The sequence below is a fragment of the Asticcacaulis aquihabitans genome, assembly GCF_032490435.1.
Taxonomy (GTDB): Bacteria; Pseudomonadota; Alphaproteobacteria; order Caulobacterales; family Caulobacteraceae; genus Asticcacaulis.
In genome coordinates this window covers 1,027,671-1,047,256 of record NZ_JAVGWM010000001.1, presented here as the reverse complement: position 1 = coordinate 1,047,256, position 19,586 = coordinate 1,027,671, and the positions used below count along the sequence as shown (strand labels likewise).

19 protein-coding genes are annotated in these 19,586 nt (G+C 60.3%); 13 read left to right on the top strand and 6 right to left on the bottom strand.

Annotation, left to right across the window (positions count from 1 at the left end):
• Positions 1-50 precede the first annotated feature (50 nt).
• Both RCJ00_RS05060 and dgoD read right to left on the bottom strand, forming a co-directional pair.
• Positions 51-911 (bottom strand): SMP-30/gluconolactonase/LRE family protein, encoded by an 861-nt coding sequence (locus RCJ00_RS05060; protein WP_316220651.1) that lies wholly within the window; start codon positions 909-911, stop codon positions 51-53.
• 115 nt (positions 912-1,026) lie between these two features.
• Positions 1,027-2,208: a galactonate dehydratase gene (dgoD, locus tag RCJ00_RS05055; RefSeq protein ID WP_316220650.1), complete on the bottom strand. Its 1,182-nt coding sequence runs from the start codon at positions 2,206-2,208 to the stop codon at positions 1,027-1,029.
• Between the two features lie 192 nt (positions 2,209-2,400).
• Here dgoD and RCJ00_RS05050 point away from each other — a divergent pair, with 192 nt between their 5' ends.
• From RCJ00_RS05050 to metC, 4 genes are all read left to right on the top strand, one after another.
• Entirely contained in the window at positions 2,401-3,618 is a 1,218-nt protein-coding gene (locus tag RCJ00_RS05050) for an acetyl-CoA C-acetyltransferase (protein ID WP_316220649.1), read from the top strand.
• 23 nt (positions 3,619-3,641) lie between these two features.
• Positions 3,642-5,867, top strand: coding sequence for a 3-hydroxyacyl-CoA dehydrogenase NAD-binding domain-containing protein (locus RCJ00_RS05045; RefSeq protein ID WP_316220648.1), 2,226 nt, complete (start codon positions 3,642-3,644; stop codon positions 5,865-5,867).
• Positions 5,868-6,121: 254 nt separating this feature from the next.
• Complete coding sequence (locus tag RCJ00_RS05040; RefSeq protein ID WP_316220647.1) at positions 6,122-7,006, top strand: hypothetical protein; 885 nt, start codon at positions 6,122-6,124, stop codon at positions 7,004-7,006.
• A 198-nt stretch (positions 7,007-7,204) separates the two neighbouring features.
• Positions 7,205-8,374 (top strand): cystathionine beta-lyase, encoded by a 1,170-nt coding sequence (gene metC / locus RCJ00_RS05035; protein WP_316220646.1) that lies wholly within the window; start codon positions 7,205-7,207, stop codon positions 8,372-8,374.
• An 8-nt stretch (positions 8,375-8,382) separates the two neighbouring features.
• Here the strand turns inward: metC and RCJ00_RS05030 are convergent, their stop codons facing one another.
• Entirely contained in the window at positions 8,383-9,339 is a 957-nt protein-coding gene (locus RCJ00_RS05030) for an NAD(P)H-dependent flavin oxidoreductase (protein WP_316220645.1), read from the bottom strand.
• Positions 9,340-9,462: 123 nt separating this feature from the next.
• On the opposite strand from RCJ00_RS05030, the gene queF reads away from it, so the two are divergent.
• Positions 9,463-9,924, top strand: a complete 462-nt coding sequence (queF, locus tag RCJ00_RS05025; protein ID WP_316220644.1) for a preQ(1) synthase — start codon at positions 9,463-9,465, stop codon at positions 9,922-9,924.
• Positions 9,925-9,929: 5 nt separating this feature from the next.
• Positions 9,930-10,406, top strand: a complete 477-nt coding sequence (locus RCJ00_RS05020) for a hypothetical protein (protein ID WP_316220643.1) — start codon at positions 9,930-9,932, stop codon at positions 10,404-10,406.
• A 7-nt stretch (positions 10,407-10,413) separates the two neighbouring features.
• On the opposite strand, the gene RCJ00_RS05015 is transcribed toward RCJ00_RS05020, so the two are convergent.
• Positions 10,414-11,034, bottom strand: coding sequence for a nitroreductase family protein (locus tag RCJ00_RS05015; RefSeq protein WP_316220642.1), 621 nt, complete (start codon positions 11,032-11,034; stop codon positions 10,414-10,416).
• Positions 11,035-11,082: 48 nt separating this feature from the next.
• Here RCJ00_RS05015 and RCJ00_RS05010 point away from each other — a divergent pair, with 48 nt between their 5' ends.
• The 3 genes from RCJ00_RS05010 to RCJ00_RS05000 all read left to right on the top strand — a co-directional run bounded on the left by RCJ00_RS05010 (position 11,083) and on the right by RCJ00_RS05000 (position 12,948).
• Positions 11,083-11,715: an NUDIX domain-containing protein gene (locus tag RCJ00_RS05010; RefSeq protein ID WP_316220641.1), complete on the top strand. Its 633-nt coding sequence runs from the start codon at positions 11,083-11,085 to the stop codon at positions 11,713-11,715.
• A 19-nt stretch (positions 11,716-11,734) separates the two neighbouring features.
• Complete coding sequence (gene cysE, locus RCJ00_RS05005) at positions 11,735-12,562, top strand: serine O-acetyltransferase (protein WP_316220640.1); 828 nt, start codon at positions 11,735-11,737, stop codon at positions 12,560-12,562.
• Positions 12,563-12,747: 185 nt separating this feature from the next.
• The gene (locus RCJ00_RS05000) at positions 12,748-12,948 is read left to right on the top strand and encodes a DUF3126 family protein (RefSeq protein WP_316220639.1); all 201 of its coding nucleotides are present in this window, start codon (positions 12,748-12,750) and stop codon (positions 12,946-12,948) included.
• 100 nt (positions 12,949-13,048) lie between these two features.
• On the opposite strand, the gene RCJ00_RS04995 is transcribed toward RCJ00_RS05000, so the two are convergent.
• Complete coding sequence (locus RCJ00_RS04995) at positions 13,049-13,618, bottom strand: hypothetical protein (RefSeq protein WP_316220638.1); 570 nt, start codon at positions 13,616-13,618, stop codon at positions 13,049-13,051.
• Between the two features lie 140 nt (positions 13,619-13,758).
• On the opposite strand from RCJ00_RS04995, the gene RCJ00_RS04990 reads away from it, so the two are divergent.
• Positions 13,759-14,037, top strand: a complete 279-nt coding sequence (locus tag RCJ00_RS04990; protein ID WP_316220637.1) for a hypothetical protein — start codon at positions 13,759-13,761, stop codon at positions 14,035-14,037.
• 31 nt (positions 14,038-14,068) lie between these two features.
• On the opposite strand, the gene aptA is transcribed toward RCJ00_RS04990, so the two are convergent.
• Entirely contained in the window at positions 14,069-15,397 is a 1,329-nt protein-coding gene (gene aptA / locus RCJ00_RS04985; RefSeq protein ID WP_316220636.1) for an omega-aminotransferase AptA, read from the bottom strand.
• Between the two features lie 131 nt (positions 15,398-15,528).
• Here aptA and RCJ00_RS04980 point away from each other — a divergent pair, with 131 nt between their 5' ends.
• The 3 genes from RCJ00_RS04980 to RCJ00_RS04970 all read left to right on the top strand — a co-directional run bounded on the left by RCJ00_RS04980 (position 15,529) and on the right by RCJ00_RS04970 (position 19,331).
• Positions 15,529-16,239, top strand: coding sequence for a GntR family transcriptional regulator (locus RCJ00_RS04980; RefSeq protein WP_316220634.1), 711 nt, complete (start codon positions 15,529-15,531; stop codon positions 16,237-16,239).
• Between the two features lie 118 nt (positions 16,240-16,357).
• The gene (locus tag RCJ00_RS04975; RefSeq protein ID WP_316220633.1) at positions 16,358-17,875 is read left to right on the top strand and encodes an aldehyde dehydrogenase; all 1,518 of its coding nucleotides are present in this window, start codon (positions 16,358-16,360) and stop codon (positions 17,873-17,875) included.
• 4 nt (positions 17,876-17,879) lie between these two features.
• The gene (locus RCJ00_RS04970; RefSeq protein WP_316220632.1) at positions 17,880-19,331 is read left to right on the top strand and encodes an NAD-dependent succinate-semialdehyde dehydrogenase; all 1,452 of its coding nucleotides are present in this window, start codon (positions 17,880-17,882) and stop codon (positions 19,329-19,331) included.
• Positions 19,332-19,586 lie beyond the last annotated feature (255 nt).

The window sequence follows — 19,586 nt, the reverse complement described above, 5'->3', positions numbered from 1 at the left end:
ATGCGTCCGGAACGGCCGGCGGCGCCTGAATGACAGCAATGAAGTTTGGTCTAGCCCTTAAACTTCTGGGGTTCAAGGCCGGTATGGCCGCGCAACAGATCAGAAGGTATTTCGAACAATGTCCCGCCTTCACGATCTTCCGGCAGGCCTTCCGCCGCCGAGGTCACGAAGACGCGGTCGAGCCGGTCGCCGGCGAAGCACAGCGAGGTAATCTGCTTGGCCGGGAGGTCGATGGAGAAGTCGACGCTGGCGTCCGGATTGAAGCGCGTGACCTTGCCCGGTCCCCAATGGGCGATCCAGATGCCGCCCTGGGCGTCGGTGGTCATGCCGTCGGGACCGCCCCAGTCTTCCGGGAAGGTCAGCCAGAGCGTCTTGTTGGCCAGTTCTCCGTCGATGACGTCGAAGACGTAGATTTCGTTCTTGCCGGTATCGGTATGGTAGACGGTGGCGTGGTCGGCGGAGAAGGTCGGGCCGTTGGCGATCTTGTACGGGCCATCGACCTCCTGCCAGGTCAGATCGACGTTCAGGCGGTAGAAGGCGCCCGACACCTTGGCGATCGGCTTGTGCATCGATCCGGCCCAGATGCGGCCCAGATCGTCGGCCTTGGCGTCGTTCAGGCGGTTTTCCGGCTCGTGCGGGTAGGGGGTGGCGATATGGGTGATGGTCAGGGGATCGAGCGTGACCTCGGCAAAACCGGACATCAGGCCGGCGATGAAGCCGCCCTTTTCGCGTTCGATGACCCAGCCGATCGGTTCCGGAAAGTGCCAGGTCCGGCTTTCGCCGTTGAGATAATAGGCATGCAGGTTGTGCGCCAGGATATCGACCCAATAGACGCACTGGTCACGCTTCGACCACAGCGGGCCTTCACCGAGAATGGCGCCAGGGGCGGAGCGGCGGAGGATGTTGGACATATCCCTGTTCCTGTTTTTGTCTGAGTTATCTGCGTTTAGGAAAGGTTTGGGTTTTAGGATAGGTTCGGCCAAATGAAAAGGCGGAAATCCGCCTTTTACACACGGTCCGCGCCACCTACCATTCGCGGACATAGCCGTCCGGGCCGCGCCAGGCCGGGTTGCGCCACGGTGGGCAATCCTTGGCCATTTCGCGGACCTTGGCTTCGTCGATTTCGACGCCGAGGCCGGGGCCGGTCAGGGCCTCGACATAGCCCTCCTTCACGTCGAACACTTCGGGGTTTTTCATGTAGAAGAGCAGGTCGTGGCCATTGGTGTTGTAATGGATGCCGAGCGACATTTCCTGAATGACGTGGTTGGGCGTCGAAAGGGCCAACTGCATGCAGGCGCCCAGCGCCAGCGGCCCCAGCGGCGAATGCGGGGCGATGGCCACGTCATAGGCTTCGGCCATGGCGGCGATGCGCTTGCATTCCGAAATGCCACCGGCATGGCTGAGGTCCGGCTGAATGATGTCGACGCAGGCTTTTTCGAAGAAGGGTTTGAAGTCCCAGCGGCTGTACAGGCGCTCCCCCAGGGCGATGGGGGTGGTGGTCAGCTTGGACAATTGTTCGATGGCTTCGATATGTTCGCTGAGGAGCGGTTCTTCGATGAACAGGGGGCGCAGGGGCTCCAGCGCGTGGGCCAATTGCTTGGCCATCGGCTTGTGAACGCGGCCGTGGAAGTCCATGCCGACATCGAGGCCCAGGCTTTGCACCGAAGTGAAGCGGTCAAGCACTGCATCGAGGCATTTGGGCGAATCGAGCCAGCCCATGTCTTCGCTGGCGTTCATCTTGACGGCCTTGAATCCTTGATCGAGGCGCGCCTTACCGGCGTCGATGACGTCGGACGGACGGTCGCCGCCGATCCAGGCATAGACCTGGACGCGGTCGCGCACCTGGCCGCCCAGCAACTGCCATACCGGTACGCCGAGGCGGCGCGCCTTGAGATCCCACAGCGCCTGGTCGAAACCGGACAGGGCCGACATCAGGACCGGGCCGCCGCGATAAAAGCCGAGACGGTAGAAAACCTGCCACATATCTTCTATACGGTCAGCGTCGAAACCGATAAAGCGTTCGCGGATTTCGGCGAAGGTGGCTTCGGTCGCTTCGGTATGGCCTTCAAGCGAGGCTTCGCCCCAGCCGACTGCGCCGTCATCGGTTTCGATGCGCACGAACAGCCAGCGCGGCGGTACCGCGAAGGTCTCGATCTTGCGCAAGGTCGTACGGGTATTCGTGCGGGCGAGGGGGGCGGCAGTGTCCATGGCGAAGCTCTCTAATTATCTTATAAATGACCTACGCGTTCCGGTGTCGAGGGTCAAGAAAATTGTATTATAATTAGATGCGCAAACGCGGGATTTCCGCCAGATTATTTTTGCGACTACTTGACGTGCGCGTAAACAAAGCGCATCTATGCTGCACCAAAAAATGCCCCAATAAACAGAGGAGCCCCGTTGATGCCCAGCCCTGAAAATTCAGCCTATATCTATGACCATGTGCGGTCGCCGCGCGGTAAGGGCAAGAAGGACGGCAGCCTCCACCAGATTACCGCCCTGGACCTGTCGGCTCAGGTTTTGAGCACTTTGCGCGATCGCTCGAACCTAGACACCACCCTGGTTGACGACGTGACCTGGGGCTGCGTGACGCCGGTCGGCGAACAGGGTGGGGACATCGCCCGGGCCGCCGTTCTGGCCGCCAAGTATTCGCAAACCACGGCGGGTGCTCAGGTCAACCGCTTCTGCGCCTCAGGTCTGGAAGCCGTCAATATCGCCGCCGCCAAGGTGGTGTCGGGCGAAGCGACCATGGCCATTGGCGGCGGTGTCGAATGCATGAGCCGCGTCCCGATGGGATCGGACGGCGGGGCGTGGGCCATCGACGTCAATGCGGCCTTTCCGACCTATTTCGTGCCGCAGGGCGTATCGGCGGACATGATCGCCACCAAGTGGGGCTTTTCGCGTACCGACTGCGATGCCTATGCCGTCGAAAGCCACAAGCGCGCCGCCCGGTCGTGGGCGGAAGGCCGTTTCAAGAATTCGGTTATTTCGGTCAAGGACCAGATGGGCATTACCGCGCTGGATCACGATGAAAGCGTGCGTCCCAATACGGACATGCAGACGCTTGGCGGGCTCAATCCGTCCTTCCAGATGATGGGCGAAATGGCTTTCGATTCGGTCATCAACCAGCGCTATCCCGAGGTCGAACGTATCAACCACGTCCACACGCCGGGCAATTCTTCCTCTATCGTCGATGGCGCGGCCGCCGTTCTGGTCGGATCGAAAGAGGCCGGCCGGATCACGGGCATGAAGGCCAAGGCGCGCATCCTGGGTACGGCCTCCATCGGTTCGGAGCCGTCGATCATGCTGACCGGTCCGTCCTTTGTCACCGAAAAGCTCCTCAAGAAGCTGGGCATGACCGTGGGTGACATCGACCTTTACGAACTGAACGAAGCCTTTGCGGCCGTGGTTCTGCGCTACATGCAAGTGCTCGATATTCCGCACGACAAGATGAATGTCTGCGGCGGCGCCATCGCCATGGGCCATCCGCTGGGCGCCACGGGCGCCATGATCCTGGGCACGCTGGCCGACGAGCTGGAACGGTCCGGCAAATCGACCGGGCTGGCCGTCCTGTGTGTCGGCGGCGGCATGGCTACCGCCACGGTCATCGAGCGCGTATAAGAAAACAGCAGGGAATAACCACTATGGAAAATTTTAAGACCGATCTCGACGCCGACGGCATCCTGCTCTGCACTTTCGACGTGCCCGGCAAGACGATGAACACCTTCACCAAATCGGCCCTGGCCGATGTCGAAGCCATTGCCAATCGCGCCAAGAGCGAAGCCGAAATCAAGGGCGTGGTCATCACCTCGGGCAAGACGAACGGCTTTTGCGCCGGCGCCGATCTTGAGGAACTGTTTGGCGGCGGCTGGGAAGCCGATGGCTCTTTGCAGGGCGAAGACCTGCTCAAGGCCACCTTCGACGCCGCGTTCGAAATGAACCGCGTCTATCGCCTGCTGGAAACCTGCGGCAAGCCGGTCGCGGTGGCGATCAATGGCCTGGCGCTCGGCGGCGGGCTGGAGCTTTCGCTGGCCTGTCATTATCGCGTGCTGTCGAATGGGCCGAAGGTCCAGGTCGGCCTGCCCGAAATCAAGATCGGCCTGTTCCCCGGTGGCGGCGGTTCGCAACGTTTGCCGCGCCTGATCGGCGCGCAGGCGGCGCTCATGGCCATGTCGGAAGGCAAGTCGTTCAAACCCGCCGAAGCGCTGGGCGCGGGCGTGGTCGATGAAGTCGTCGATAATGACAAGGTGGTCGAAGCTGCCAAGACCTGGATCAAGACCAAGGGCGATCCGGTCCAGCGCTGGGACAAGAAGGATTACAAGATTCCCGGTGGCGGTCCGTACCATCCGGCGGGCGCTCAGGTCTTCATCATGGGCAATGCCTTGCTGCGCAAGCAGTCCTACGGCAATTACCCAGCGGTGGTGAACCTGATGCACAGCGTCTACGAAGGCCTGCAACTGCCGTTCGACACGGCGATCAAGGTCGAGACGCGCTATTTCGCCAAGACGCTGATGACGCCGCAGGCCAAGGCCATGCTGCGCACTTTCTTCTTCTCCATGCAGGCCATCGCCAAGGGCTCCGGCCGTCCGGCGGGCGTGCCCAAGGCCGAGTTCACGCAAGTCGCCGTTCTGGGCGCGGGCATGATGGGGGCGGGCATCGCCTACGTCCAGGCCTTGGCCGGTATCAAGACAATCCTGATCGATCGCGACCAGGAAAGCGCCGACAAGGGCCGCAAGCATTGCGAAGATCTGCTCATGAAGCAGGTATCGCGCGGCAAGATGACCAAGGAAAAGATGGCGGAGACGCTGGACCTGATCGTGGCGACACCCGATTACGACCAGATCAAGGGCTCTGAGCTGGTCATCGAAGCCGTGTTCGAAAACACCGAACTGAAGGAAAAGGTCACCAAGGACGCCGAGGCGCGCCTCTATTCGGGCGACAAGGCCGATAGCGCCATCTTCGGTTCCAACACCTCGACGATCCCGATTACGATCCTGTCCACCGCGTCGCAAAAGCCGGAAAACTTTATCGGCATTCACTTCTTCTCGCCCGTCGATAAGATGATGTTGGTCGAAATCATTCTCGGCAAGGAAACCTCTGACGAGACCCTGGCCAAGGCGATCGACTACGTCCTCAAGATCCGCAAGACACCGATCGCGGTCAATGACAGCCGCGGCTTCTACACGTCGCGCTGCTTCGCCACCTTCGTGGCCGAAGGCATGGCGTTGTGGGCCGACGGCTATGCCCCGGCTATCATCGACAATGTCGGTCGCATGACCGGCATGCCGCGCGGCCCGCTGGAAATGAACGACGACGTGGCGCTTGATCTTATGGTCAAGGTCCAGGCCGAGATGGCTAAGTCGCAGGGCGATGCCTATGTCCCGCTGGCCGGCGAAAAGGAAGTCGCCGACATGGTGGCCAAGGGCCGTTATGGTCGCAAGAACGGCAAGGGCTTCTACGACTATCCGGCGGAAAAGGGCGCCAGCAAGACCCTGTGGTCCGGCCTGTCCGACTATTTCACGCCGACCGTCACCGAAGCCGAACCGTCAGACGTCGCCGAAATCAAGACGCGCCTCCTGTACCGTCAGGCCGTCGAGGCGGCGCGCTGCTTCGAAGAAGGCGTCATCACCGATCCGCGTGAAGCCGATGTCGGCTCCATCCTGGCCTGGGGCTTTGCGCCTTGGTCGGGCGGGGTTATCTCGCTGATCGATTCCATCGGCGTGGCGGCTTTCGTCACGGAACTGGATCGTCTGACCAAGGCCTATGGTCCGCGCTTTGAACCGCCGAAGCTACTGCGTGATATGGCGGCCAAGGGCGAAACCTTCTACGGCCGCTTCGGCAAGGACGCCAAGGCCGGAAAAGCGGCGTAAGGACGCGGCCGTTAGATAGATGCTATCACCTCCCTGTCGCGCCGGCGGCGGGGAGGTTTTTTGTGGCGGATTTTGTACTGCACATAAATGTTGAAAGACTAACTGTAAAATACCATCGTTAAGCCGAAACGAACTGGAAAGGCATCACTTCAGTGCCGTTTGTAGATTAGCTGACTGCAATTGTAGTTGACGATAAAGAGCAACTGTGCGGAATGAGCTATCTAGGGTAATTTTGCGGCGGCTTATTTCTCAACATGTCTAAAGGCGATTGGAACCTCTACGCTGCAATTGGGATTGCTATTGCGATAATCGCAGTAGGTGTCTTGGGCCATGAAAGCAATAATAAATCCCAGAACAGAAACGCCCCGACTGCAATACATGTGGAACTTAAGTCGACATCGACTCGAAGTGCCGCGTTTCCCGCCAAATATTCCTATTCCTGCCAATATCCCAAAGACCACGATGATACTGTATTGTGCATAGAGTTGCGGAGTTCTGAGCTTGCTGGGACTGCGAACGACATAGCTTTGGTATCCCTCGTGGTTGCAATACTTGGTACTATTGGAACACTGATTGGTATATTGTTTGTGTGGTTTTCTCTCCGTGATGCCAGAGTGGCAATTAAATTGACACAAGAGCACTTCGAGGTTGAGAATAGGCCATGGGTGAAAATAACGCCCGCCGTTGCTAGCCAGATCTATATTGCAAACGGAGGAAGCTTTCAGGTCAATATAGACGTCACTGTTGAAAACGTCGGTCGGGGGAATGCTTTCAATGTCAGAATTTTGTCCTTTAGGGACTATATTGTCGATGGCGATTTTATATTGGCTGAGATGCAAGAAGCTATACAAGAAAGAGAAGGCGCTGAATCGTCTAATCGGAGAACTTTATTCCAAGGCGAAAAATTCACGCGGCAGATCGCATATAGAGTCGGAACTATCATGGACAATCAAATTGAGTTCACCACACGCGTGCTTACCGGCTGGGTGGAATATCAATTCTCGCCGAAGGGAAGTCGGCATTTTACACCTTTCGTCTGGCAATATCACGGATTGCACGGGCGAATAAATGCTGACGTCATGGAAAGCAGAGATTTGGGACGCATTTTCCAGAGCGATTTCACTCTGCCTCCAACATAGAGTAGCTATTAAATTGCAATGCTGATCCCAGCCCCCACTTCCGGCTCGCGTGTTTGCTATAAAATATCAGTTTGTGCCGAATTTCCCGTCGCGCACAAAAACTGACGCGTTCGGTTAGGTCTTATGGCTTGCGCGGCGTGGCGTTTCGCGCTTGAAGACAATCGTATACCAAGCTGTCCGCCTGCCGAGAGACCCGACATGAAAGAAACGACCCGCCTGACCAGCGCCACCTATGGCCGCGCCAACTCCCGCCGGGCGGTCAACACGCCGGTGGAACGCGGATCGACCGTGCTGATGGAAAGCGCCGAAGTCCTTTACAATGACGATATCAAGCCGACCTACGGTACGGATGGGCTGTCGACCCAGACCGAATTGTGCCGGCTTATCGCCGATCTGGAAGGGGCGAGCGAGGCCTATATTCTGCCCAGCGGTCTGGCGGCCCTGACCCTGCCCATCTTCGCCTTTCTGGCGGCGGGCGATGAGATACTGGTGGCCAATGCCGCCTATCGCCCGGTGCGGCGGTTCCTCGATACCCAGTTGAAGCGTTACGGCGTGACCGCCCGCTATTACGATCCGGCCCTGACGGCGGAGGCGGTGCTGGCCCTGGCCACGCCGGCCACCAAGATGATCTATGTCGAAAGCCCGGGGTCGCTGACCTTCGATATTCAGGACATTCCCGGCATCGCCCGGCTGGCGCGCGAACGCGGCATCCTGACCCTATGCGACAACACCTATGGCGCGGGCGTGCTATTCAAGCCGTTGCAGCACGGTGTCGATCTCAGCATGCAGGCCCTGACCAAATATGTCGGCGGGCATTCCGACGTGCTGATCGGGTCTTTGTCGGTGTCCGATCCCAAACTGGGCAAGGTCATCTACGACACCATCAAGGCGTGGGGCTTCTTCACCTCGGCCGACGAATCCTATCTGGCGTCGCGCGGCATTCGTTCCCTGCATCTGCGCATCAAGCAGTCGGGCGACAGCGCGCTGAAGATCGCCAAATGGCTGGAAGGCCGTCCGGAAGTTCTGCGCGTCGTCCATCCGGGGCTGGCCAGTCATCCTGGCCACGACATCTTCGCCCGCGATTTCACCGCGGCCAACGGCCTGTTCATGGTGCTGTTCAAGGGCAACGGCGAGGCCGATTCGCAGGCCTTCCTTAACCGGCTGAAGCTGTTCGGGTTGGGGTTCAGCTGGGGCGGTTACGAAAGCCTGGCGACCAATTGCGAGCCGCAGATCCGCACGCGCACCCGCATAGGCGACGCGCCCGATCCGTACCGCGAAGGGTCGGCGGTGCGCTTCTATGTCGGGCTGGAAGATGCCGACGACCTGATCGCGGATATCGAACAGGCGCTGAGCGTCTTTTCAGCCTAAGGGCGGATTCAAAGGTCGTACAGCCCGGCCTTGGCCGTAAAGGCCGCATGGGCGGCGTGGAACTCGGTTTTCAGCCGCGCGACCAGATCGGCGACGGGCAATATGTCATGAATGGAGCCGACGCCCTGACCGGCGGACCAGATGGTCTTCCACGCCTTGGCTTCGGTGTTCAGTTCCTCGGCCATGTCGATCTTGTGGTGCGGGTCTTTCGCCGCGGCCGGATCCAGGCCGTTATTGATGAGGGACGGCGTCAGGAAGTTGGCATTGATGCCGGAAATGGCGTCGGTATAGGTGATGTCCTTGGCCGAGCTTTCGATCAGCATTTCGCGGTAGCCTTCGACGGCGCGGGCCTCTTGGGTCGCTATAAAGCGCGTGCCCATATAGCCCAGGTCGGCCCCTGCCATCAGGCCCGCCGCTACGTCGCCGCCGGTCGATTGCGCGCCGGACAGCAGGATGGTGCCTTTGAAAAATTCGCGCACCTCGTTGAGGAGGGCAAACGGATGTTGATTGCCGGCATGGCCACCCGCACCGGCCGACACCAGGATCAGGCCATCGACGCCGGCCTCCATCGCCTTGCGCGCATGGCGGGCATTGATGACATCATGAAAAACGACGCCGCCATAGGAATGGACGGCATCGACGATGTCCTTGACCGCGCCCAGCGAGGTGATGACCAGGGGCACCTGATGCTGAACCGTGATCTGAATATCGGCCATCAGGCGCGTATTGGTGTTGTGAACGATCAGGTTGACCCCGAAGGCGGCGTCATTCGGCCCCAGCGCTGCCTTGATCTGGTCCAGCCACTCGGCATAGCCCTCGCTGGTCCGTTGATTGAGCGCCGGAAAGGTGCCGATCATGCCTGATTTGCAGGTGGCGATGACCAGTTCGGGGCCCGATACCAGAAACATCGGGGCGGCGACGGCGGGAAAGCGCAGGTTTTTGCTCAGCGAAGCGGGGACGGCCATTTCATTTCCTCTTTATCTTCCGCTCAAGCGTGCCAAAACGACGGGAGCGTTTTGCAGAGATTACGCTGAAATTGACGTTCGCGTAAAGTTGAAAGTGCGCGGTTGGCGGGCTATATCCAGCGGATGAGCCATTACACAGATAGTCTGACGCAACTGGGCGGCGATGCCCGTCCGGTCAATGATCCCGCCCAGGCGACGCTGGAACGCGTGCCCAATCCGCATAGTGATGTCGACTATGTCGCGCGCTTTACTGCGCCGGAGTTTACCTCCCTGTGCCCCGTGACGGGCCAGCCCGATTTCGCCCATCTGGTCATCGACTACGTGCCGGGGGACTGGCTGGTCGAATCCAAGTCGTTGAAGCTGTTCCTGACCAGTTTCCGCAATCACGGCGCCTTTCATGAGGATTGCACCGTCTATATCGCCAAGCGTTTGAAGGACCTGCTTGAGCCGCGTTGGCTGCGCATTGGCGGGTTCTGGTATCCACGCGGCGGCATCCCGATCGATGTCTTCTGGCAAACCGGCGACGCGCCAAAGGGCGTCTATGTGCCGGACTTCGGCGTGCCGACCTATCGCGGCCGGGGATAAATTCTATGCAGGGGCTGTGGGGGAATTTCTGGTTTCGGACGGTAGTGGTGGTGGCTATTGCACTGCCCATAGCCATCTTGGCGCTCTGGATTACGCCCTATATAGCTGTCGGTTTGGGGGCGGCTTTCGGCATCAAAGGTATTTCGCAGGATGTCAGCTTTGCATTTCGACCCAGCATGTTTTTAGCCGCCTTGCCTCTTTTACCGTTTTGGCTGTTGGCCGAACCGCGCCTGTGGGGACGCCGGGCGCCGCTGCCGTTCGCCAGTTACCTGACCTTTGTGGTGGTGTTTTTTCTGGTCCTGTTTTTGTCCCTTTTTGTGCTGGTTCAATATGGCCTAACTGACCCCATGTTGAATCTGGGGATTCTTTTTGGCTGTTATTTGGGGGCGGCCCTATTGGCCGGTGGCGCCGGCTACGGCTATTACCGGTTCTGGCGACGCAGGCAAGATCGCCGGCCGCCCGTAATTCCGGACGTGTTTTAGGCTTCGCCTAGCCCTGCCACCACGACACACGGCTGGCGTAGTCGGGACGTTCGCGTTCCAGCGGCGCTTCCGACGGGGTGCCGAGGAAGATCCAGCCCGCGACGTTTTCACCGTCACTCAGGCCGAGGAGGGCCTTGGCCTCGTCGTCATAGCTGTACCAGTCGGTGATCCAGTTGGCGCCGTAGCCGAGCGCGCCGGCAGCGATCAGCAGGTTCTGGCAGACGGCAGCGGCGGACAATTGCTGTTCCCACAACGGCTTCTTGTACGGAAAGACCGGGCTGGAAATGACCAGCAGGGCTTCGGGCGGGATGGACAGTTTTTGCAACGCACCCACCGCCTTGCGGTCATCGCGCGATTCCGCGAGGGCTTTGAGCCGTTCGACCAGGCGCGCCTTGCTGTCCGGGGTAAAGCGGACGATGCGCCACGGCCCCAGCTTGCCGTGGTCAGGCACCCGAAACCCGATGCGGATCAAGAGGTCGATCTCGTCTTCGGACGGGGCGGGCAGGCCGAGCGTCGGCGCCGGCGCGCTGCGGCGATGGAACAACGCATCCAGGGTTTCGGCGGACTTTTTTTGCGGTACGGGCTGGCCGAATTCGATCGGGGTCTGGTCAAAGGCGGGGAGGGACATGCTATGGCTTTCGCGAAGAGACTCGATGCGTCCACATATAGGTGACCCGTGACCGATAAGAAACCCAACCTGCCGCCCTGGGATAGCGAAACCGCCCTGGCCCAGCGCCCGGGCTGGCAAAACGTCAAATCGCATGTCGCCTTCCAGAACCCGTGGATCACCGTCGAAAGCCACGATGTTGTCGCCCCCACCGGGCGGTCGGCACATTACGGTGTGGTGCGCTTCGCCAATCGCGCCATCGGTGTATTGCCCCTGTTCGATGACGGCACGGTGCCCATGGTCGGGCAGGCGCGGTTTGCGCTCGGGTCCTATAGCTGGGAAATACCCGAAGGCGGCGCGCCCTTTGACGAAGATCCGCTCGATGGCGCCAAACGCGAACTGCGCGAGGAGGCAGGCCTGATTGCCGCCAACTGGACACAGATTGCGCAGCTGGAGCTATCGAACTCGGTGACCGATGAGGTGGCGGTCTGCTATCTGGCGACGGGTTTGAGCGAAGGCGATGTCGAACCGGACGATACCGAAGTGTTCGCCCATGCGCGCGTGCCGTTCCGCGATCTGCTTGAAGCGGTAAAAAATAATCAGGTGCGCGATGTCCTGACCGTTGTCAGCGTATGGCGCGTGTACCATATGGCCGTGACGGGTGATTTGCCGCCGCATCTGCGAGATGCTATAGTTGGCTGAGATAATGCAGGAGAGTCTCATGGCTCAGGTTTTCGAAGTCATCAACCCGGACGACAAGCCGATCTGGCTCAATCTGCGCCAAGAGGCGTCGGATGCGCTGGCGGCTGAGCCCGGCCTGGCGTCCATGCTGCATTCCACCATCCTGTCGCACGACGATCTGGCCAGCGCGCTGAGCTATCATATCGCGCGCAAGCTGGGCGACGACACCATTCGCGGCATGACCCTGCGCGAAATCGTGCGCAAGGCCTACGCCACCGAACCGGCTCTGGTCGAGTATGCCCAGGCCGATTTGCAGGCCGTCTATGAGCGCGATCCCGCCGCCAAGGGCTATTTGCAAGCCTTCATGTTCTTCAAGGGCTTCCTGTCGCTTCAGATTTACCGCGTATCGCACCGCCTGTGGCAGGAAGGCCGCCACACCATGGCGCATTTTCTGCAAAGCCGGGTGTCGGAACTGTTCCAGATCGATATCAACCCGGCCGCCCGTATCGGCAAGGGGGTCTTCCTCGACCACGGCACGGGCATCGTCATCGGTGAAACGGCAGTGGTCGGCGACGATTGCTCGATCCTGCAAGGGGTGACCCTGGGCGGGACCGGGGCGGAACGCGGCGATCGTCACCCCAAGGTCGGCCGCGGCGTGCTTTTGGGCGCGGGCGCCAATGTGCTCGGCAATATCACCATCGGCGACTATGCCAAGATCGCCTCGGGCTCCGTGGTGCTCAAGCCAGTTCCGGCCCATTGTACGGCGGCGGGTGTGCCGGCCAAGCTGATCAATTGCAAGACCTGCGAAGACCCGGCCCGCCAGATGGACCACACCATGCCGGATATCGATATCGATTATTCGATTTGATACCCTCGGCGGAGAACCGGGCTGATAGCTTGGGGATTGATGGGGTTCGGACGCGAAAAGGGTTTGCGCCGGATGCGTGGGCGCTTTAAAGCTCGCCACACACAAAGTTTATCCCTCGTCCGGGCGAATTGTGCTTAGTCTGCATAACCGCAGGACGAACCCCGTACATCCATCCGAGGCCCTATATGACCCCCGCAGAAATCACCAAGGTTCAGGATTACCTGTTCAACACTTTCAAGACCAAGGGCCTTGAGCTCAAGCCGCGCAAGCAGAAGGATTCGGCCGAAGTCTATATCGGTGAAGATTTCATCGGCGTGGTCTATGTCGATGAAGACGAGGAAGGTTCCTACATCTTCGAAATGGCGATCCTCAAGGAAGACCTGTAAGCCGGGGCGTTTCCCGCCTAAGATACAATTGAAAAAGCTCCGGGCGGATGTCCGGAGCTTTTTTATTGGCTTTGGTTTAGTCTGAGCTGAAAATATGTCCCTACATCTCGGCGTAGGGGTCGGCGTCCTTCTTGCGGCGGCGCTTGGCGACCGGCACCACGTCGGGCGGCGGCGGAGTGGCGGTGCGTTCATATTCGGCGCGTGCCTTGCGCACCTTGGCCTCGGCCTTATTGACCTTACGCAATTGCAGTTCCTCGCCCAAGGCCTGAACGATCTGCGAGAAGGTGGGCAGGAGTTGCGGGAAGCGTGTGGCAACAAAGCCCGCGACGATTGCCGCCACTGTGGCCAGCACAGGTGACACGGGCGACAGGGTATCGATGATGCGCGAAATGCTGCCGACCGATGAATTGGCAAACGCTTCGTCGATCATCGACTGGCGGCGCTTCTTTTGGTTTTGCGGCAAGGCCTTGAGGCCGAAATAGATGACGACCGGCAAAAGGAAGATGCCGCCCAGGGCCAGCGGGCCCCACAGTTCGCCCAGCAATTGGACGGCGATCTTGTGGATGCCGATGCTGATCCAGATCAAACCCAGCATGGCCGAGGCCAGGATCAGCACCAGCCCGATCAGTGAGGATTTGAAATTTTCGAACTGGTGGGAAAAATTGAACATTTGGCTTCCTGGGAATCTGATCACTTGGGCCGATCTAACGGCACAAATATATAAAAGGACAATATGAATAAAGCCCCTTTATGTCGCACGAGGCCACGTGGTAGACACGGCCAAAGATTAACGGGTGGATTTCAGGACGCATGCTGTTTCTTCAGGGCATATGGCATTCGGCCAAGGTGATCGGCGCGGGGCTATATTGGCTTATGTCGCTGGGCTTCCTGTGGGGTGGGCTCATGCAGTGGGGCAAGGATCCGCTGCTGGGTCAGGTCTGTGTCGGCTTTGTCATTTGCCTGTTCTGCCTGCGCATCGTGCTGGTGAAGCGGGTTGTGACGGCGGCGGTGTTCAATGTCGCCGCCTGCCTGGTGTTTTTCGTTTTTGTCGCCATTCTCCAGGCCAAGGGCATGACGGGGCAAGCCTGAGTGAGGCCTGATTGGCAAGGCATAACTGGCCCTATGCGGTTTCGTTCAGCGCGTCGCGGATGATTTCGACGGTCCGGTCGATATGCGATTTTTCGATGATCAGCGGCGGGGACAGGGCGATGATATCGCCGGTGACGCGGATCAGCAGGCCTTTTTCAAAGCACCGGTCGAAGACCTCAATGGCGCGGGCGGTGGGCGCGCCGGGCCTTGATTGCAGTTCGATGCCGCCGATGAGGCCGAGATTGCGGATATCGATGACGTGGGGGGCGTCGCGCAACGAATGGACGGCCGCTTCCCAGTAGGGCGCCATTGTGGCGGCGCGGGCAAACAGGTCCTCTTCGGCATAGACGTCAAGCGTGGCAATGCCGGCGGCGCAGGCCAGGGGATGGCCGGAATAGGTGTAGCCATGGAACAGTTCGATGGGGGTATCGGCCGTTTGCATGAAGGTGTCGTAGATGCGGTTGGACACGGCGACCCCGCCCATGGGCACGGTGGCGTTGGTGATGCCCTTTGCCATACAGATCATGTCGGGCATGACGCCGAAATAGTCGGTGGCGAAGGCCGCGCCCAGGCGGCCGAAACCGGTGATGACCTCGTCGAAAATCAGCAGAATATCGTGTTTGTCGCACAGGGCGCGCAAGCGTTGCAGATAGCCCTTGGGCGGCACTAGAACGCCTGTCGATCCGGCCACCGGCTCGACGATGACCGCAGCGATGGTGGAGGCATCATGCAGGGCGACCAGCCGTTCCAGCCCATCGGCCAGGTCGGCGCCGTTATCGGGTTCGCCCTTGGCGAACAGGTTGCCGCCGACGCCATGGGTGTGCGGCAGATGATCGACACCGGTCAGCAGCGAGCCGAAATACATGCGATTGCGCACGATGCCGCCGACACTGATGCCGCCGAAGCCGGTGCCGTGATAGGCGCGTTCGCGTCCGATCAGGCGGGTCTTGCTGGCCTGGCCGCGATTGCGTTGATAGGCCAGCGCGATTTTGAGCGCCGTGTCGGCTGATTCCGAACCCGAATTGGTGAAAAAGACACGCTTGAGGTCACCGGGCAGTATGCCGGCCAGTTTGTGCGCGAATTCGAAGGCCAGGGGGTGGCTCATATTGAAGGTGGGGGCGAAATCCATAATGGCCGCCTGGGCCTGGATCGCTTCGGTGATCTTGGCCCGCCCGTGGCCGGCATTGACGCACCATAGCCCGGCGGTGGCATCCAGGATTTCGCGGCCATCGACATCGCGGTAATGCATGTCGCGCGCGCTGACCAACAGTTTTGGCCGTGCCTTGAACGCCTTGTTGGGCGTGAACGGCATCCAGAAGTTTTCGAGATTAATATTTTCGGTCGAAGCGTGTGTGTTCATTTTGATTTTACGTCGCAAGGCTTAACAGAGAGGTTCGGTTTCGTTTACGAATCCGGCACGATCTGTGCTAAGGTGGGGAAGATTGCCTGAGTGTGATCACAAAAGCCTTCGGGCTGCAAGAGGTGGAGTGAATGGTCGTCATCAGTTTGGATACCGCGTCAGGGGACGCCAAGATGCACGACCAGGTGTATGACCGCCTGGCCGAGGCCCTGATTCAGGGCCAGATTCCCCCCCTGAAATCGGTGTCCCTGCGATCGCTGGCGCAAGGTCTGGGCGTATCGCCCATGCCGGTGCGCGAAGCCGTGCGCCGCCTGATCGCGGAAAAGGCGTTGGAGTTGCAACCGTCGAACAAGCGGCTGCGGGTGCCGGACCTTACGGAAAAGCGATTGACACAGTTGATGACGGCGCGCCAGTGGGTCGAGCCGGAGCTGGCCTATCTGGCGACCTCGCGCATGACCCGCGACAGCATAAAACGCCTGCGCGACGACGACGCTAAGCTGATGACCGCGCTTAGCAAGGGCGATGTGTCGGGCTACATGCAGGCCAACCAGGATTTCCATTTTTCGATCTATGCCCGCGCCGATGCCGACCTGTTCTACGACATGGCGCGGACGCTGTGGCTTCAGGTCGGGCCGTTCATGCGCGTTGTGTTTGGGCGCATGGGCACGGTGCATCTGCCCAAGGATCACCATCAGGAAATGATCGCCGCCTTTGAGCGCGGCGATGCCGAAGCGGTCAAGGCATCGATGGCCGCCGATATCCATGAGGGCATGAACCTGATGCTCGACGCCATCAAGGCCCAGTCGCAGGCGGAGCCCGCCAAGCGGCGCAAGCGGGGATAGCGCGTCGCGGGCAGGTTATTTGCCGGGGCCTCCTCACGTAAACTCTACCGCTGCGGGGCCTTGACACCCGCATGACCGGCATTGTCTAATTGTGATCACAAGACGCCTGAGGTGACCCATGCCGACTTCTCCGCCGCAGACCCCCGCTGATACGCTTACCGGCGTTCTGGCCGCGATGGCGGCGATCGCCAAGCCCGACAAGGCCGTCATCGAAGGCATGGAGGTAGGGTCGGCCTCGCAACGGACCTTCGACAACCTGTCGTCGCGCGATGGATCGCTGATCAACCGCATTGCCGCCTGCGATGCCGCCGATGTCGATGCCGCCGTTCATTCGGCGCGCACAGCGTTCGAGGATGGCCGCTGGCGCAACCTGGCCCCCAAGGCGCGCAAAATCATCCTGCACCGGCTGGCCGATCTGATGAGTGCCCATGCAGAAAACCTGGCCCTGCTGGAAAGCCTGGACACGGGCAAGCCGATCAGTGACGCCCGCGCCGTCGATATCCCGCTGGCCATCAACAGCACGCGCTATTACGCCGAAGCCATCGACAAGGTCTATGGCGAGGTCGCGCCTACGCCTGAGGACCGTCTGAGCTATGTCGTCCACGAACCGTTGGGCGTGATCGGGGCCATCGTGCCGTGGAACTTCCCGCTGCACATGGCGATGTGGAAGGTGGCGCCCGCCCTGGCCATGGGTAATTCCGTGGTGCTGAAACCAGCGGAAAATTCGTCGATGACGGCCCTCTATACCGCAGCCCTGGCGCTCGAAGCCGGTGTGCCGCCGGGTGTATGGAATGTCGTGCCCGGTTTGGGCGGTGAGGCCGGCGAGGCGCTGGCCCTGCATATGGATGTCGATATGATCGCCTTTACCGGCTCCGGTCCGGTCGGGCGGATGCTGATGCACGCCTCGGCCGACAGCAATCTCAAGCGGGTGTCGCTGGAGCTTGGCGGCAAAAGCCCGCAGATCGTTTTCGCCGACTGTGACGATCTGGACGGCGCGGCGGCGAATGCCGCCTGGGGCGTCTTTTACAATCAGGGCCAGGTGTGCACGGCGGCGTCGCGGCTGCTGGTCGAGGCGTCGATCAAGGACGTCTTCGTTGAAAAGGTCCTGGCGGTCGCTAGGTCCATCAAGGTCGGCGACCCGTTCGATCCAGCCACGCGGTTCGGCGCCATGATTTCATCGCGCCAGATGCATACCGCTCTGGAATATATCGAACGCGGTCAGGCGGGCGGCGGCAAGTTGCTGATGGGCGGCGTACAGGCGCGCGGCGACAGTGGCGGTTTCTATGTCGAACCGTCCGTGCTCGATATCGCGCCCGACAACATACTGGCGCAGGAAGAGGTGTTCGGGCCGGTGCTCAGCGTGATGACCTTTACCGACGAAGCCGACGCCTATCGCATTGCCAATGACACCATCTACGGTCTGGCGTCCGGCGTCTGGACCGCCAATATCGGTAAGGCCATGCGCGCCGCCAAGGCGCTTAAGGCCGGGCTGGTCTGGATCAATGGCTGGGACGCGTGCGACATCACCTCGCCGTTCGGCGGCGTCAAGCAGTCGGGATTCGGGCGCGATCGCAGCCTGCACGCCCTCCACAAATATGCCGACCTCAAGGCGGTTTCCATCAGTTTCAAGGCGTAATTTCATGCAATTGTCTTCCGCGCAAAAGGCCCTGTTGGGTGACTATATCCACGCCGACGCCGCACCCGGCCGTTTCGCCGTTCTCAATCCGGCCGACGGCTCGACCCTGTGCTACGTCCAGAATCAGGGCGCGGCGGAGACGACCGCCGCCATCGCCGCCGCCGATGCCGCTTTCGCCGGCTGGTCCGGGCTTACGGCCAAGGCGCGCTCGATCATCCTGAAAAAATGGAATGAGCTGGTTCTGGCCCATCTCGAAGACATGGCCATGCTGGTCACGCTGGAGCAGGGGCGACCGATCAAGGAAACGCGCGGCGAAGTGACCTATGGCGCCTCCTTCATCGAATGGTTCGCCGAAGAGGCCAAGCGCGCCTATGGCCGCACCATTCCGGCCACCTTGCCGGGTAAGCATCTTCAGACCATCAAGCAGCCGGTCGGGGTATGCGCCGCCATCACCCCGTGGAATTTTCCGATTTCGATGATCACACGCAAGGTGTCGCCCGCCCTGGCCGCCGGTTGCACCGTGGTCATCAAGCCGTCGGAAGAGACGCCGCTGTCGGCCCTGGCGCTGCTGACACTGGCCCGCCAGGCGGGTATGCCCGACGGCGTGATCAGCATGATCACCTCGACCACGGCGAAAGAGGTGGGCGAGGCGATGACCTCTGACCCGCGCGTCAAGAAGCTGAGCTTTACGGGCTCGACCCCGGTGGGCAAGCTGCTCTATGCGGCCTGCGCGCCGACCATGAAGAAGGTGTCGATGGAATTGGGCGGCAATGCGCCGTTTCTGGTGTTTGACGACGCGAATATAGACGACGCCATCGAAGGGGTTCTGGCATCGAAATATCGCAATTCCGGCCAGACCTGCGTCTGCGCCAATCGTATCCTGGTCCAGGCCGGTATCTATGACCGCTTTACCGCCGCTCTGGTCGAGCGGGTCAAGGCGATGAAGCTGGAACCGGGCTGGCAGGAAGACTCTCAGCTTGGGCCGCTGATCAACCAGAAGGCTATCGACAAGGTGGTGCACTTGGTCGATGACGCGGTGGCGCATGGGGCGAAGGTCGCCACCGGCGGCCATGTCGATGGCCAGGGACCGCTGTTCTATCAGGCGTCGGTCCTGACCAATGTGACCGAGGACATGGAGATTTTCTCGACCGAAATCTTCGGCCCCGTGGCGCCTCTGTTCAAGTTCGACAGCGAGGATGAGGCCATCCGCATGGCCAATGATACGCCGTTCGGTCTGGCGGCCTATGCCTATACGCGCGATATCGGCCGGGCCATGCGTGTGGCGTCGAAGCTGCAATATGGCATGGTCGGCATGAATGACGGCGTGATCTCGACCGAGGTGACGCCGTTCGGCGGCATCAAGGAATCCGGCATCGGCCGCGAAGGGGCAGTTGAGGGGCTGGAGGAATATCTCAGCGTCAAATATATTTCCTATGGGGGCCTGGGTGCGATCTAGAGGTTTCAAGGAAGCGACCCAGCGTCAGGCGTGCCTTTCCTTATACCGCCCTGCTTGCGGGGCGGGGGACTTGCTTCGCCAAACACCCAGTAGCCAGTTGGTCCTTAGTGAGAACCTGTTCAATGTAGTTTTAGACGTCCGTAAGGCCCCCACCCCCAGATCTTGCGCGACGGAAACGCAAGTATTTGAATATGTTCCGTCAATGCGACGCGCTTCGTGCGGTCCCCCGCCCCACAGGTGGGGCGGTATAAGAGG

What these genes read in the sequence shown, in the direction of transcription:
- RCJ00_RS05060 (WP_316220651.1), bottom strand. Translation starts at nt 911, where the DNA reads ATGTCCAACATCCTCCGCCGCTCCGCCCCTGGCGCCATTCTCGGTGAA.
- dgoD (WP_316220650.1), bottom strand. Translation starts at nt 2,208, where the DNA reads ATGGACACTGCCGCCCCCCTCGCCCGCACGAATACCCGTACGACCTTG.
- RCJ00_RS05050 (WP_316220649.1), top strand. Translation starts at nt 2,401, where the DNA reads ATGCCCAGCCCTGAAAATTCAGCCTATATCTATGACCATGTGCGGTCG.
- RCJ00_RS05045 (WP_316220648.1), top strand. Translation starts at nt 3,642, where the DNA reads ATGGAAAATTTTAAGACCGATCTCGACGCCGACGGCATCCTGCTCTGC.
- RCJ00_RS05040 (WP_316220647.1), top strand. Translation starts at nt 6,122, where the DNA reads ATGTCTAAAGGCGATTGGAACCTCTACGCTGCAATTGGGATTGCTATT.
- metC (WP_316220646.1), top strand. Translation starts at nt 7,205, where the DNA reads ATGAAAGAAACGACCCGCCTGACCAGCGCCACCTATGGCCGCGCCAAC.
- RCJ00_RS05030 (WP_316220645.1), bottom strand. Translation starts at nt 9,339, where the DNA reads ATGGCCGTCCCCGCTTCGCTGAGCAAAAACCTGCGCTTTCCCGCCGTC.
- queF (WP_316220644.1), top strand. Translation starts at nt 9,463, where the DNA reads ATGAGCCATTACACAGATAGTCTGACGCAACTGGGCGGCGATGCCCGT.
- RCJ00_RS05020 (WP_316220643.1), top strand. Translation starts at nt 9,930, where the DNA reads ATGCAGGGGCTGTGGGGGAATTTCTGGTTTCGGACGGTAGTGGTGGTG.
- RCJ00_RS05015 (WP_316220642.1), bottom strand. Translation starts at nt 11,034, where the DNA reads ATGTCCCTCCCCGCCTTTGACCAGACCCCGATCGAATTCGGCCAGCCC.
- cysE (WP_316220640.1), top strand. Translation starts at nt 11,735, where the DNA reads ATGGCTCAGGTTTTCGAAGTCATCAACCCGGACGACAAGCCGATCTGG.
- RCJ00_RS05000 (WP_316220639.1), top strand. Translation starts at nt 12,748, where the DNA reads ATGACCCCCGCAGAAATCACCAAGGTTCAGGATTACCTGTTCAACACT.
- RCJ00_RS04995 (WP_316220638.1), bottom strand. Translation starts at nt 13,618, where the DNA reads ATGTTCAATTTTTCCCACCAGTTCGAAAATTTCAAATCCTCACTGATC.
- RCJ00_RS04990 (WP_316220637.1), top strand. Translation starts at nt 13,759, where the DNA reads ATGCTGTTTCTTCAGGGCATATGGCATTCGGCCAAGGTGATCGGCGCG.
- aptA (WP_316220636.1), bottom strand. Translation starts at nt 15,397, where the DNA reads ATGAACACACACGCTTCGACCGAAAATATTAATCTCGAAAACTTCTGG.
- RCJ00_RS04980 (WP_316220634.1), top strand. Translation starts at nt 15,529, where the DNA reads ATGGTCGTCATCAGTTTGGATACCGCGTCAGGGGACGCCAAGATGCAC.
- RCJ00_RS04975 (WP_316220633.1), top strand. Translation starts at nt 16,358, where the DNA reads ATGCCGACTTCTCCGCCGCAGACCCCCGCTGATACGCTTACCGGCGTT.
- RCJ00_RS04970 (WP_316220632.1), top strand. Translation starts at nt 17,880, where the DNA reads ATGCAATTGTCTTCCGCGCAAAAGGCCCTGTTGGGTGACTATATCCAC.